This window comes from Protofrankia sp. Cas8 (genome assembly GCF_963555845.1).
Classification (GTDB): Bacteria; Actinomycetota; Actinomycetes; order Frankiales; family Frankiaceae; genus Protofrankia.
The window spans coordinates 16,812-29,788 of the sequence record NZ_CAUVXI010000047.1 but is presented as its reverse complement, the minus strand read 5'-3'; the positions used below and the strand labels follow the sequence as shown (position 1 = coordinate 29,788).

The window sequence follows — 12,977 nt, the reverse complement described above, 5'->3', positions numbered from 1 at the left end:
CATCCGTCCGCCTTCGTAGATGCAGTCGACCGGGCACTCCTCGATGCAGGCCCTGTCCTTGACATCGACGCAGGGCTCCGCGATGACGTAGGTCACCGGTTGTTCCTCCTCGGCTCACGGGCGACTGATTCCCTAGTATCGACCTCAACGGTTCTGTGTCGACAACAAGGGCGTTCGCTTGTCGTGTATGTCGTCCGTATCACTCCTGCTGACACCGGCGCCAGAGTCTCGGTACGCCGGCGGGTCGCCGGTCCGTTGCCGCTGACCGACGTCGTCGGGCACCTGTTGTCCTGGACCGATCGACGTCTGACGATACGGACCAGAGACGGTTCCATCGTGACGGTGGCCGAAGATGATCTCGTTGCAGGTCGGCGGGTGCCGCCAGCGCCGGTCCGCAGATCATCCGCCGGACCGGCGACGGTAGAACCGGCGGTAGAACCGACGGTAGAACCGGACGTGCAGAGGGCCGAGCCGAAGGCAGTACAGAGCGCAGTACAGAGCGCTGGACAAAGCGCTGGGCAGACGGAGGCGAATCCGCAATGAGTGCCCGAACACGACGTCAGTTCGCCGACATCGTCCGACAGGATCCGATCGATGTCGGCCTGGCCTGCATGCTGATCGCGGCCGAGGTCGAACCGGAGATCGACCCGGGACGCGAGCTGGGCCGATTCGACCTCCTCGCCGCGGACGCCGGCAGCCTCCTGGGCATCACGCCGAGCGAGGTGGGCGCCACGGGCGACCGACCCGCGGGCGACCGACCCGCGGTTGGACCCACCGTCGGACCCACCGTCGGACCCGTCGCCCGACGGACGCTCGCCGGGCTGGACGTGCGGACCGCCGCCGAGATCCTGCGGGAGACGCTGGGAACGCGGGCCGGCTTCCACGGTGACGCGGGCGACTTCGACAGTCTGCACGCGTCCCTGCTCACCTCGGTACTCCGCCGCCGGCACGGCCTGCCGATCCTGTTGTCGATCGTGTGGACGGAGGTCGCCCACCGGCTCGGCGTCCCCGCCTACCCGATCGGCCTGCCCGGCCACGTCATCGTCGGTGTCGGCTCGCCCGAGCGCCAGGTGCTGGTCGACCCGTTCGCCGGCGGCCGGATGATCACCGTGCACGAGGCGGCGGAGAAGGTCCGCTCCGCCGGCGTCGCGTTCACCCGGTCCCACCTCGAACCGATGAATGCAACAGACCTGCTCATGCGGGTGCTGGGCAACATCCGGGTCTGGGCGGCACGGTCGGAGGCCGTCGCGACCCGCCTGTGGGCCGTCGAACTGTCCCTGTTGCTGCCCCACCATCCGACCCACCTGCTTCGGGAAAGGGGCGAGCTGCGCGCCCGCCTCGGTGACTTCCGCGGCGGCGCCGACGATCTGGCGACCTTCGCCGACGCGGTCGCGTCCCCGGAACCGGCCGCTGCCGCCGCGGCCCGCGAGGCTGCACGCGCCGCCCGCGCCCGCCTGAACTGATGGTGGACGGATCAGCCGGCGGCCAGTGCCCGGTATGTCCCCTCGTAGAACAGCAGGGGAGGTACGTCCCGGCCGGATCCGTCCAGCGCCACGACCTCACCGAGCAGCAGCGTATGGTCACCACCCTCGTAGGTGAGGACCGTACGACACTCGAACGCAGCGAGCGCGTCGTCCAGCAGGACCACACCGGTCACTGACCCGACGGAGTGCTTCCAGTTCCCGAAGAGGGTCGTCGCGTCGTACCGGTTCTGGCTGGCGAAGAAACGGGACGCGTCCTGCATGTCAGCGGCGAGTACGGAAACGCCCCAGACGCCCGCACCGAGAACCGGCGCGTGAAAGCGGGACGTCTTGCGGACGCTGACGAGCACCAGCAGCGGGTCGAGCGACACGGAGGTGAACGAGTTCGCGGTGACCGCGAACGGCTGGCCGTCGAGAACGGTGGTGATAACCGTGACACCTGTTGCGAAACGCCCGACCGCCCGGCGGAAGGCGTCCGGATCGACGGCCACGCGAACACGCTACTCCCGTAGGGCACTGACACGTCCCCTCCTGCCCGGTCGTGACAACTGGCACATCCGAGCCCGCCGCACTTTCTCGGCGGACGCTGATATGCATCCCGTCAGGACCCGGGTCCTGACCCGGGTCTAGACCCGGGCCTGGAGCCGGACCGTGACGCCGGTATTGCTGACAGCCCGCGACGGGGCGAGCCGATCACCGCGACGACAACCGGAGCCGTCGCGCCGATGACCAGAAACAGATATCCGGCGGTACTCGCCCGCAAGAGGAGATCACCTTCAGGACGCGAGCTGGCGAACACCAACACGATCGGAATCCAGGCCGCAAGAACAATCATGGCGCCAAGGCGGGTGCCGGTGAGCCACCGCACCAGCATCGCCACCCCGACGTTTCCGACCAGCGCCAGGAACACTCCGGCCGACATCAGGATCCCGCCGGGACGCGGGCCCGCCGGGACGAGGAACACCCCGTAGAAACCGAGCGCGAGACCGGCCAGCCAGCCGAACGTGTAGGCCGACCCCAGGAAGAGTCGGGACGGTTCGCACTCGACACGACCGCTGTCCTGATTCACACCGAAGAGGTTCTCAGAGGTCGAGTCCGGCGAAGAGGTCGGTCTCCCGCCCATGCGGGCCGGAACCCGGTCCGCGCTCACCCCGGGTGAGGATGTAGTGCTCGGTACCCCAGGCCCGGTGGCCGATGCCGTCGGCCAGGGCGAAGAAGAAACCGTCCGTCGTCATCTGGGTGGCATGTGCCCGCATGGCCGCCACCTTCGCCTCAAAGTGAGCGGGTGAGGTTACTTCGGTGGTCACGACGTCGTCCGATACCGCCATCGGTACATCGTCCGCCGACTCCACACCGTCGAACAGTTGACGCCCGCTACCCGTCGAGCGGAAGTAGTCGATCCCAGCCTGGATCATCGACCTCGTGATCGCGGTCTGGTAGAGCTTCACCGGCTGCCACGGCGGCCCGGTGTCCGGGGCGAAGGAGGGATCCGCGGCCGCATCGAACGCCCGCACGGTCAACTCGTGCGCCCGGATGTGGTCGGGATGGCCGTATCCCCCGTTGCTGTCGTAGGTGACCAGCACCTGTGGGCGGACCTCGCGGACAATCGTGGCCAGCGCCGCGGTCGCCTCGTCGAGATCCGCCTGCCACAGGCTGCGCGGATCGTCGTTTCCGGGCGTACCCATCATGCCGCTGTCACGCCACCGACCCGGCCCACCGAGGAAGCGATGATCGGTGACACCGAGCACCGCACAGGAGCGCGCGAGCTCGCCGATGCGGTACCCGCCGAGCTGGTCGCCCCGGTCCGCCCGCAGGCCGATCAGCTCCGGGACCAGCACCTCGCCCATCTCCCCGAGTGTGGCGGTGACGAGGGTGACGTGGGTGTCGGGATCGGCGGCGTAGGACGCCATGGTCACCCCAGTCCCGATCACCTCGTCGTCGGGGTGGGCGTGCACGAACAGCACCCGCCGCGCCGGCAGCTCAGCGGAGTGCGGCCCGGACCCGGTCTCCACAGCGGTAGCAGTCACATCCACGACCCTACGGGTCGGTACACGCACCGGTGACAGGGCCCGCCATCCACGCTCTGCGAGGATGAACGGAGATCGTTCGAGGAGGACGTCATGCTGACCGGCCTACGTGTGCGGAACTTCAAGAGCTCGAAGGACTCCGGCGACATCCGGCTCGCACCCGGCCCCCGCGGGTTCACCGGGCAACGTTGATCGCCGCAACGAGAAGATCATTATATTGTCAGCTGTACCGCCGTGACGAGTGGAAGGTTGACATCCCAGAAAACCGCAAATCGGACACCGGATGTACGTCTACCTTCCACTCGTGCCGTGTGTGGGCCGCGTGTGGGCCGTGTGTGAGGGCCCGTACGTGTGGGCCGTGCGCCGCGCCGGAGATCCTTCCGCGGTAGGCCGGGTACCCGTTCCTGGATCCGCTCAGCTGTCCCTGGATCCGCTCAGTTGGCGCGGCGACGGGACCGGAGCTTCTCGCGTTCCGCCGCGGTCAGCGCGACCTTGCGCATCCGGACCGGCCCGGGAGTGACCTCCACGCATTCGTCCTCACGGCAGAACTCCAGGGCCTGCTCCAGGGACAGCTGCCGGTGTGGGGAGAGGCGCACCAGCTCGTCCCCGGTGGAGGACCGCATGTTGGTGAGCTTCTTCTCCTTGGTGGGGTTCACGTCCATGTCGTCCGCGCGCGAGTTCTCCCCGACGATCATGCCTTCGTAGACGTCGGTGGTCGGACCCACGAAAAGGGTGCCGCGCTCGCCGAGGTTGTAGAGGGCGTACGCGGTGGCCACGCCGGTGCGGTCGGCCACCATCGAACCCGTCGCGCGGGTGCGCAGCTCCCCGAACCAGGGCTCGTAGCAGTCGAAGACATGGTGCATCAGCCCGGTGCCGCGGGTCTCGGTCAGGAACTCCGTCCGGAAGCCGATGAGCCCGCGGGCCGGCACCCGGTACTCCATCCGGATCCAGCCGGTGCCGTGGTTGACCATCTCCTCGAGCCGACCCTTACGCACCGCGAGCAGCTGGGTGAGCGTCCCGAGGTAGTCCTCGGGTGCGTCGATGGTGAGCCGCTCCACCGGTTCGTGCCGCTTCCCGTCAACCTCCTTGGTGACGACCTGCGGCTTGCCGACGGTGAGCTCGAAGCCTTCGCGGCGCATCAGCTCGACCAGGATCGCCAGTGCCAGCTCCCCGCGACCCTGGACCTCCCAGGTGTCGGGGCGTTCGGTCGGCAGCACCCGGATGGAGACGTTGCCGACCAGTTCGGCATCCAACCGGTTGCGCAGCAGCCGCGCGGTCAGCTTCGTCCCGGACTTGCCCGCGAGCGGCGAGGTGTTGATACCGATGGTCATGCTGATCGACGGCTCGTCCACGGTGATCACGGGCAGCGGCCGAGGGTCCTCGGGATCGGCCAGCGTCTCACCGATCATAATGTCCGGGATGCCCGCGATGGCGATGATGTCGCCCGGTCCGGCTTCCTCGCCCGGCACCCGCTCCAGCGCCTTCGTGACCAGCAACTCGCTGATCTTCACCCGGTCGGTGCGGCCGTCCGCGCGGCACAGCACCACGCTCTGCCCACGGCGAAGCGTCCCGTTGTGCACCCGGCACAGCGCGAGACGGCCGAGGTAGGGGGAGGCGTCGAGGTTGGTGACCAGTGCCTGCAAGGGCGCCTGCGGGTCGTAGGCCGGCATCGGGACCGACTCAAGCAACACGTCGAACAACGGCTTGAGGTCAGGCGAGTCGGGGTTGTCGCCGTCCTCCGGCCGGTTCAGCGAGGCCCGCCCCGCCTTGGCGTTGCAGTAGACGATCGGGAATTCGATCTGGGTCTCGTCCGCGTCCAGATCGAGGAAGAGCTCGTAGGTCGCGTCGACGACCTCGGCGATCCGGGCGTCGGAGCGGTCCACCTTGTTGATGACCAGAATGACCGGCTGCCGGGCCTCCAGCGCCTTACGCAGGACGAACCGGGTCTGCGGCAGCGGACCCTCGCTCGCGTCGACCAACAGCACCACACCGTCGACCATGGACAGGCCGCGCTCGACCTCCCCACCGAAGTCCGCGTGGCCGGGGGTGTCAACGATGTTGATCGTGACGTCGCCGTGCTGAACGGCGGTGTTCTTCGCGAGAATCGTGATGCCCTTCTCGCGTTCGAGATCCATCGAGTCCATGACACGATCCGTGGCCTCGGCATGGTCACCAAAGGCGCCGGACTGCCGCAGCATCGCGTCGACGAGGGTTGTCTTGCCATGGTCGACGTGGGCAATGATCGCGACGTTACGCAGGTCGGCGCGGACGGACACGGTGGCGGACTCCGGTACGGACGTGGGGCAGCGGCCCCGGGGCTGGTGTTACTGGACAGATGGTGCTGAAATCATGACGTTGGCCGCTGGATCCGGCCCGACGGGACAGCCCAGGTGCCGGGCACGGGCAGCAGTAGATCGACCCGTTCCGGCTCGCCTCTGGCGAGGTCTGCCCCCATGGTACGGACCCGGGAGACCGCACCTTGAAAATCAACGGAAGGTTTACTTATCAACACCATCCGTTAATGTTACGTATCGCCCCATACTCCCGACGTGCCCGCCGCCAGCCTGCCGCGAAGATCTTCGACCAGCGGAACGTCAGGCGAAAGCCACGGTACGTCGTCAAGCTCGTGCGATGCGAGCCACCGCAACTCCGAATGCGCGATCGGACGCGGCTCGCCGTCGATGATCCGGGCGAACCACACCCGCAGCACCCAGCCGACCGCCGGCAGCGCGACCTCACCCAGGACCGCACCCACCTCGATGTCGACACCGAGCTCCTCGCGGCACTCGCGCACCAGCGCGCTCACCTCGTCCTCGCCTGGCTCGACCTTGCCCCCGGGGAACTCCCAGCCGCCGGCGAGCTCGGGCGGCCCGCGCCGGCAGCACGCCAGCACGCGACCGCTGGCATCAAGAAGTGCCGCGGCCACCACGACCCGCGAGATGCCTGCCGCCCCCATGACCGACCACACTGTAATGACGGGGAGTTTCCCGTCGCGAGGAGGGCCCGCAGCATCCGGGCGGCGACCACCGAAGGCGCCCGGCAAACCGGACGGAGGCCATTTCATGCCCACCAAGCTGGATGCGGACCGGGTTACCGAGGCGCTCGGCGAGCTACCGGGCTGGACCGGTGACACATCGACAATTGTGCGTAAGGTCACCATGGACGACGAGACCTCGGACGAGGCGATCGAGAAAATCTCGATCGTGGCGAACAAAATGAACCACCACCCCGTCGTCGACCGGGCGCATGATGTGACAACTTTCACAGTCTGGACGCATTCACACGGCGGCGTCACGGACCTCGACATCGTGTTGGCCTCCCGGATCTCCGACATTCTGCGTCAACACGGCATTGCGGACCCGACGAGGTAGGTTCGCGGCCAGAAAATCAGTAACAGGTCCGGCGCACCGCTGATCAGCGGTGTGCCAGGCGCCCCATGAGCCGGGCTCGCCCACGCATCCCGGCGGTGACGCGTGCCGGCATTCGGAGCTAATCCGACAAAAGCTGGCAGACATACCACCTGGCACACCCCGGGCATTGCGATCAATCTCGCGGCGAGAGTCGCTCGACGCGATCGCCGGCGCCCCAGCTGTGCCCCAGCCGCGACCGTGTCTTCGGACCAACAAGGCCCTGACCTGGGCACCCCCCGAACAACTGATCGCAACTAAGTGATATGAATTATATATTCGAATTGATCTACCAGATATTTTGATCTTACGAAGGTCGCCCCAGCGTCAGACTGGATCAGCGCGACGAGACATTCTCGGCTCGTGGAGGCTTGCCGTGCGGCATCGCATTCCGTTTGGTCGGCGGCCGGTCATGGCTGTTGTCACCCTTGTGTTGGCCGCAAGCTGCGGCGGTGGCAGCGGCGACGCACCGAGCGCGTCGGCAACGACGGCCTGCTCGACTCCCGGGATCAGTCCGACCACGGCCAACGCCGGGCTGATCTTCCCTTCTTCGGGCCCCGCGGCACCGCAGTTCGCCGATTTCCGGGCCGGTGTCGACGCGAGGTTCGGAGTGGAGAACAGCAAGGGCGGCGTATATGGTCGCCAACTTGCCTACGACTGGGCGGACGACGGTTCCGACCCGGCCACGAACCGCGCCGTGGCAACCGGACTCATCGAAAAGTCACAGGTCTTCGGCATGGTCGAGGCGAGCAACGTCGCCTCCGGTTCAGCCGACTACCTGCACACGAACGGCATCCCGGTGGTCGGTGTCTCGGCGGAAACCCTCTGGAGCAAGAACGACAACATGTTCACCTGGTCGAACTACCTCACGGACGGCCCGGCACCGACAACGTGGGGAACATTTGCGAAAAGCCAGGGCGGAAAGAAGGCCGCGGTGCTACGCATCGCGTTCAGTGAAGCATCGGCCACCTTCGCCCAGAAGATGACCGAGAGCATGAAGGCTGCGGGCGTCGACGTGGTCTACACCGACCAGATCTCAGCGACCGGGACGGACCCGGCCACGATCGCCGCCAAGATCAAGAACTTCGGTGTCGACACACTCGCCGGGGCACTGACCGTCGACGCCTTCACCAACATCACTACCGCGGTCAACCGGGCACAGGTCCCGCTGCGGGTCTCGATGTCCCCGTCCGGGTACGACCAGGGGATACTCACCAAGTACGGCACCCAACTGGCCGGGACCTACGTGTTCGTGAACGTCGCGCCCTTCGAGGAGAACCTACCCGCTCACAAGGCGTTCGTCGCCGGGATGACGGCCTACGCCCCACAGCTCCAACCACCGACACAGAGCCTCGCCCTCAGCGGTTGGATCAGTGCCGACATGTTCATTCGCGGGCTCCAGACCGCGGGCCCCTGCCCCACCCGCCAGTCCTTCATCAGCGGACTGCGGCAGGTCCACGACTACGACGCCGGCGGTCTGGTCACACCAGCCGCCGACATGGCGAAGTATCAGAGCGCCTCGCCGTGCTACACCTTCCTGCGGATCAACAACAAGGGCACCGCGTTCGACGTCCAGCAGCCGGCACCGTTCTGCGGGCAAACAGCCGCATCGGGTCAATAGTCGGGACAACCACCCGACAACCGGCGACGACGGGTGCCGGGAGTGCGGCGCACAGCCTCTCCCGGCACCGGCACGGCGACCAGGCTTCCGTCAACCAGCGGAAACAGGCTTGTGACCTGCACGGATACCGTCTGTTTAGACGTTGAAGCGGAACTCCACGACGTCGCCGTCGGCCATGACGTAGTCCTTACCCTCGATGCGGACCCGCCCGGCAGCCCGGGCGGCGGCCATCGACCCAGCCGCCATCAGGTCCGCGAACGAAACGACCTCGGCTTTGATGAACCCACGTTGGAAGTCGGTGTGGATGACACCCGCCGCCTCCGGGGCGGTCGCACCAACCTTGATCGTCCAGGCCCGTGCTTCCTTCGGCCCCGCCGTGAGGTAGGTCGCCAGACCCAGCGTGTGGAAGCCGATCCTGGCCAGCTGCGCCAGGCCGCTCTCGGTCTGGCCGAGGGCCTCGAGCAGTTCGGCGGCGTCGTCGTCGGGAAGTTCGGTCAGCTCGGCCTCGACCTTCGCGCACAGCACCACCGCGTCGGCCGGGGTGACCAGCGCCGCGAGCTCCTTACGCCGGCCGTCATCGGCGAGGACGTCCTCGTCCACGTTGAACACGTACAGGAAGGGCTTGGCGGTGAGCAGGAACAGCTCCCGGAGCGCGGCCCGGTCGACACCGGGCTCGGACGAGAGGGTGCGGCCCGCGTCCAGCACCTCCCGGGCGTGTTTCATGGCGACCAGCATGGTCTGCCTGCCCTTGTCGGCCCGCGCTTCCTTCTCCAGCTTGGGCAGGCGCGCGTCAATGGTCTGCAGGTCAGCGAGGATCAACTCGGTGTTGATCGTGGCGATGTCATCCGCCGGATCGACGCGACCGTCGACATGGACGACGTCGGGGTCGGAGAAGACACGAACGACCTGACAGACCGCGTCCGACTCGCGGATGTTGGCAAGGAACTTGTTGCCGAGGCCCTGACCTTCAGAGGCGCCGCGCACCAGCCCGGCGATGTCGACGAAGCTGACCGTCGCCGGCACCGTGCGGGCGCTGTGGAATACCTCGGCGAGCCGATCCAGACGGGGGTCCGGCACGCCGACGACGCCGACGTTCGGCTCGATGGTGGCGAACGGGTAGTTCGCGGCCAGGACGTCGTTGCGGGTCAACGCGTTGAACAAGGTCGACTTGCCGACGTTGGGTAGTCCGACGATCCCGATCGACAAGCCCATGACGTCGCAGTCTACGGGGTGGGCCGGCAGCGGCGGTATCCGGTCGGGTCGGGGGTCAGCCCCCGACCCGACGAGACGGTCGGGTCGAGCGGGCGCGCGGCCGTCCGGCGCTCGCCAAAACCAGCTAAAATCGATAGTCAACCTACTTACAGACCACTGACAGACCACTGACAGACCACTGACAGACCACCAACAGACCACGCCAAAGAGCTGTCGTGAGCACCCACGACGCGCGATCCTGGGTGGTGTGAGGGTTGCCGGGAGCCGGTTGTCGATGACAGTCGTAGCCGTTGTCGTGTGTGCGACCGCGGGTGTCGCCTGCGCGGGTTCCAGCGGCACGGGTTCGGGCCATACCGGCACCAGCGACGCGGCCCGGAATGTCACCGCCGCGGACACGCCCGGTCCCGCAGGCGCTACCACCGGCACGACGACCAGCGCTGCGACGACCAGCCCTGCGACGACCGGCGCTGCGACGACCGGCACGACGGGCGGGGCCGATACGGGTCAGCCGGCCACGCCGGCGCGTTGCGCCACACCGGGCCTGACGCTGTCCACGGTGGCACCAGCCGGCGGAAGCGCCATGGGCCACCACGGTCTCGTCCTCGTCTTCAGGAACACGACGAAGAGCCCCTGCGCGCTCACCGGCTACCCGGGTGTCGCCGCCTCGGGCACCAATGGTCAGCACGCTGCGGACGCCACCCGCAGCAGCGTCGGCTCCATCTTCCCGCAAACGCCACGATCCCAGGTCGTGCTGGCGCCGGACGGCACCGCCTCCGCCGGCCTGGAGTGGACCGTCGTTCCCATGGGAACCCAGGGCAGTTGCCCGGACTACATCGGCCTCACGGTGACGCCACCGGGCGAGACACGCAGCCTTCAACTGGCGCGGGCACTCAGCTTCTGCGGCGAGTTTCAGATCCATCCGCTGGTAGCCGGCGCCGACGCCGGCGGTATCGCCCAATAGCAACACTACGAGTAGCAGCACTACGAGCGACCATCTGAACCCACCCTGGAGCTTCCCGGCAGCCGCGCCCGCCGACGGCAGGCCGAAGGTCAGCCGAGAGCGCCGCCGGAAAAGTGTCGGACGTCCATGATTGCCTGTCCACCATGGACGTCGGGAGCATGCTGCTCTTCCTCTTCGGCCTGCTGCTGGGGGTCGCCGGCGGTTTCGCCGCGGGCCGCCGGGCCGGCGACATCCGCGTCGCGACGGCGACGGCCGAGCGCGACCTCGCCATCCGCGAGCGCGAGTTGCTGCGGCGGTCAGAAGAGACCGCCCGGGAGCGGGCGGCACTGGCCGAGGCTGATGTCGCGGGCATGCGTACCGCCCTGGACTACGAACGGCGATCCGCGGCCGAACGTCTGAGCCTGGTCGAGCAGAGCCAGCAGCGCCTGGCCGAGTCGTTCCAGGCCCTGTCCGCACGGGCGTTGGAGAGCGCCAGCCGTCAGTTTCTCGAGCTCGCCTCGGTCCGCTTCCAGGAGGCCGGCGCACACACCGCCGGAGACCTCGAGCAACGCCGGATAGCCGTCGAGCATCTGGTCAGCCCGCTGCGGGAGGTGCTCGGAAAAATGGAGCACCGGCTGGCGGACCTGGAGACCGCGCGCATCGAGGCGTACGCGACCCTCGTCGAGCAGGTCCGGGGCGTCCAGCAGGCATCCGAAGGCCTGCGAACGCAGACCGCCGCTCTGGTCACGGCCCTGCGCAAACCCCAGACCCGAGGGGCGTGGGGGGAGATGCAGCTCCGTCGGGTGGCCGAGGTCGCCGGGATGATCGCCCGCTGCGACTTCACCGAACAACCCACCGTCACCGGAGATGACGGCGTGCGGCGACCGGACATGGTCGTTCACCTGGCAGGCAACCGGACCGTCATTGTGGACGCGAAGGTGCCCCTGGTCGCGTTTCTCGAGGCCACCGAGGCACCGGACGAGACCACTCGCGACGAACGGCTCGCCGCCCACGCGCGGCATCTGCGCGCCCATGTGGACGCGCTCGGGGCGAAGGCGTACTGGCGGCATTTTTCCACAAGTCCGGAGTTCGTCGTGCTGTTCGTACCCGCCGAGGCGTTTCTCGCTCCCGCGCTGGACAAGGACCCGGCCCTACTGGAGTACGCCGCCGGCAAGAAGGTCATCATCGCGACGCCCACCACCCTCATCGCGATGCTGCGGACTGTCGCCCACGCATGGACGCAGGAGGCACTCACCACCCGCACCCGGGAGATCTTCGAACTGGGCAGGGATCTATACACCCGTCTTGGCACCCTCGGCGAGCACGTGGACAGGCTCGGCCGTTCGCTCGGCCGGACCGTGACCGACTTCAACGCCGCGGTCGGATCGCTGGAGAGCCGCGTCCTGGTGCCGGCGCGCCGGCTTGCCGCAATGGAGGTGGTGGACACCGTGCTGCCGACACCGTCGCGGGTGGAAGCCGGCGTACGCGCCCTGTCCGCGGCGGAACTCGCCGGCAGCGCCGAGGAGCCACCGGTAACCAGGAGCGCCTAGAGCGCCCGGCAATAGGGACGCGGCGTCGCGGGGCCGGTCGATTGACGGCCGGATACCTTGCCTAAAGCTTCTAGACCTGCACCGAAAGTAATGCCAGCGGCTGTATCACAGGGTGACACAACTCGCCGGTGACACGCGGCCGAGCTCCGGGCGGTACCTTGCCCAGGTGAGCTCGCCGCCGCCTCGCCCGTCGGCCGGTCCCCCCGGCCGGACCGGGGGCCCGACTGGACAACGCGGACGGCTTCCACCGCGGCGAGGCGGCGCAGGAACGCCCACCGTGGTTACGGGCAGTCGGCGCGGCTTGACCGTGCTCGGAGCCGCGCTCCTGGTCCTCCTTGCCGGAACGACCGGGGCGGCCATCGACGTGGTCCTGGCCGGCTCTCTGGGAGTGGTATTCGGCGTTCTGTTCGTCGCCGGTTGCGTCCTGGCCGCCACCCGGGTACATCCCGACGACCTGCTCGGAATCGTTATCACGCCGCCGCTCGTTTATGCGCTGATCGCCATCGGTATCGGATTTGCGCACCCGGCATCCGGCGGCGTCGGTAGCGGCATGAAGAGCAAGGTAATCAGTATCAGCTCCGATCTGATCCTACGAGCCCCCGTGCTTCTCATCGGATTTTTCGCCGTCGTCCTCATAGCGACGGTTCGGGCACGTCACGCCCGGGTCGCCCGCCGCGACCGCGAGCGGGCGCAGAACCCCCCGGGGAATCGCCGCCGGCCGGCAGGTTAAGCCGATCAC

General features: G+C 67.8%; 12 protein-coding genes and 1 pseudogene. 6 read left to right on the top strand and 7 right to left on the bottom strand.

The features are described 5' to 3' along the window. Positions 1-96 (bottom strand): annotated as a pseudogene (locus tag U9977_RS09795) (ferredoxin); the annotation flags it as partial. Positions 97-539: 443 nt separating this feature from the next. Here U9977_RS09795 and U9977_RS09790 point away from each other — a divergent pair. Continuing rightward, positions 540-1,463, top strand: a complete 924-nt coding sequence (locus U9977_RS09790; RefSeq protein ID WP_322748894.1) for a transglutaminase-like domain-containing protein — start codon at positions 540-542, stop codon at positions 1,461-1,463. 11 nt (positions 1,464-1,474) lie between these two features. Here U9977_RS09790 and U9977_RS09785 read toward each other — a convergent pair whose 3' ends face one another. The 5 genes from U9977_RS09785 to U9977_RS09765 form a co-directional block, all read right to left on the bottom strand. Beyond that, positions 1,475-1,972, bottom strand: coding sequence for a flavin reductase family protein (locus tag U9977_RS09785; RefSeq protein WP_322748893.1), 498 nt, complete (start codon positions 1,970-1,972; stop codon positions 1,475-1,477). 110 nt (positions 1,973-2,082) lie between these two features. Further along, positions 2,083-2,550, bottom strand: a complete 468-nt coding sequence (locus tag U9977_RS09780; RefSeq protein ID WP_322748892.1) for a DUF6113 family protein — start codon at positions 2,548-2,550, stop codon at positions 2,083-2,085. Between the two features lie 13 nt (positions 2,551-2,563). Further along, positions 2,564-3,442, bottom strand: a complete 879-nt coding sequence (gene mshB, locus U9977_RS09775; protein WP_322748895.1) for an N-acetyl-1-D-myo-inositol-2-amino-2-deoxy-alpha-D-glucopyranoside deacetylase — start codon at positions 3,440-3,442, stop codon at positions 2,564-2,566. A gap of 500 nt (positions 3,443-3,942) precedes the next feature. Further along, positions 3,943-5,784 carry a translational GTPase TypA gene (gene typA / locus U9977_RS09770; RefSeq protein ID WP_322748891.1) on the bottom strand — a complete coding sequence of 614 codons (1,842 nt, stop codon included), beginning with the start codon at positions 5,782-5,784 and terminating at the stop codon, positions 3,943-3,945. Between the two features lie 248 nt (positions 5,785-6,032). Further along, the gene (locus tag U9977_RS09765) at positions 6,033-6,464 is read right to left on the bottom strand and encodes a (deoxy)nucleoside triphosphate pyrophosphohydrolase (RefSeq protein ID WP_322748890.1); all 432 of its coding nucleotides are present in this window, start codon (positions 6,462-6,464) and stop codon (positions 6,033-6,035) included. Between the two features lie 106 nt (positions 6,465-6,570). Between U9977_RS09765 and U9977_RS09760 the strand changes: the two genes are divergently transcribed. Further along, positions 6,571-6,879: a 4a-hydroxytetrahydrobiopterin dehydratase gene (locus U9977_RS09760; protein WP_322748889.1), complete on the top strand. Its 309-nt coding sequence runs from the start codon at positions 6,571-6,573 to the stop codon at positions 6,877-6,879. Between the two features lie 412 nt (positions 6,880-7,291). Beyond that, positions 7,292-8,536 (top strand): ABC transporter substrate-binding protein, encoded by a 1,245-nt coding sequence (locus U9977_RS09755; protein ID WP_322748888.1) that lies wholly within the window; start codon positions 7,292-7,294, stop codon positions 8,534-8,536. Between the two features lie 135 nt (positions 8,537-8,671). Here U9977_RS09755 and ychF read toward each other — a convergent pair whose 3' ends face one another. Continuing rightward, the gene (gene ychF, locus U9977_RS09750) at positions 8,672-9,748 is read right to left on the bottom strand and encodes a redox-regulated ATPase YchF (RefSeq protein ID WP_322748887.1); all 1,077 of its coding nucleotides are present in this window, start codon (positions 9,746-9,748) and stop codon (positions 8,672-8,674) included. A gap of 274 nt (positions 9,749-10,022) precedes the next feature. Here ychF and U9977_RS09745 point away from each other — a divergent pair, with 274 nt between their 5' ends. From U9977_RS09745 to U9977_RS09735, 3 genes are all read left to right on the top strand, one after another. After that, positions 10,023-10,709, top strand: coding sequence for a DUF4232 domain-containing protein (locus U9977_RS09745; protein ID WP_322748886.1), 687 nt, complete (start codon positions 10,023-10,025; stop codon positions 10,707-10,709). 143 nt (positions 10,710-10,852) lie between these two features. Next, complete coding sequence (locus tag U9977_RS09740) at positions 10,853-12,238, top strand: DNA recombination protein RmuC (protein ID WP_322748885.1); 1,386 nt, start codon at positions 10,853-10,855, stop codon at positions 12,236-12,238. A gap of 277 nt (positions 12,239-12,515) precedes the next feature. Continuing rightward, entirely contained in the window at positions 12,516-12,968 is a 453-nt protein-coding gene (locus U9977_RS09735; RefSeq protein ID WP_322748884.1) for a DUF6542 domain-containing protein, read from the top strand. The last annotated feature ends 9 nt before the right edge of the window (positions 12,969-12,977 follow it).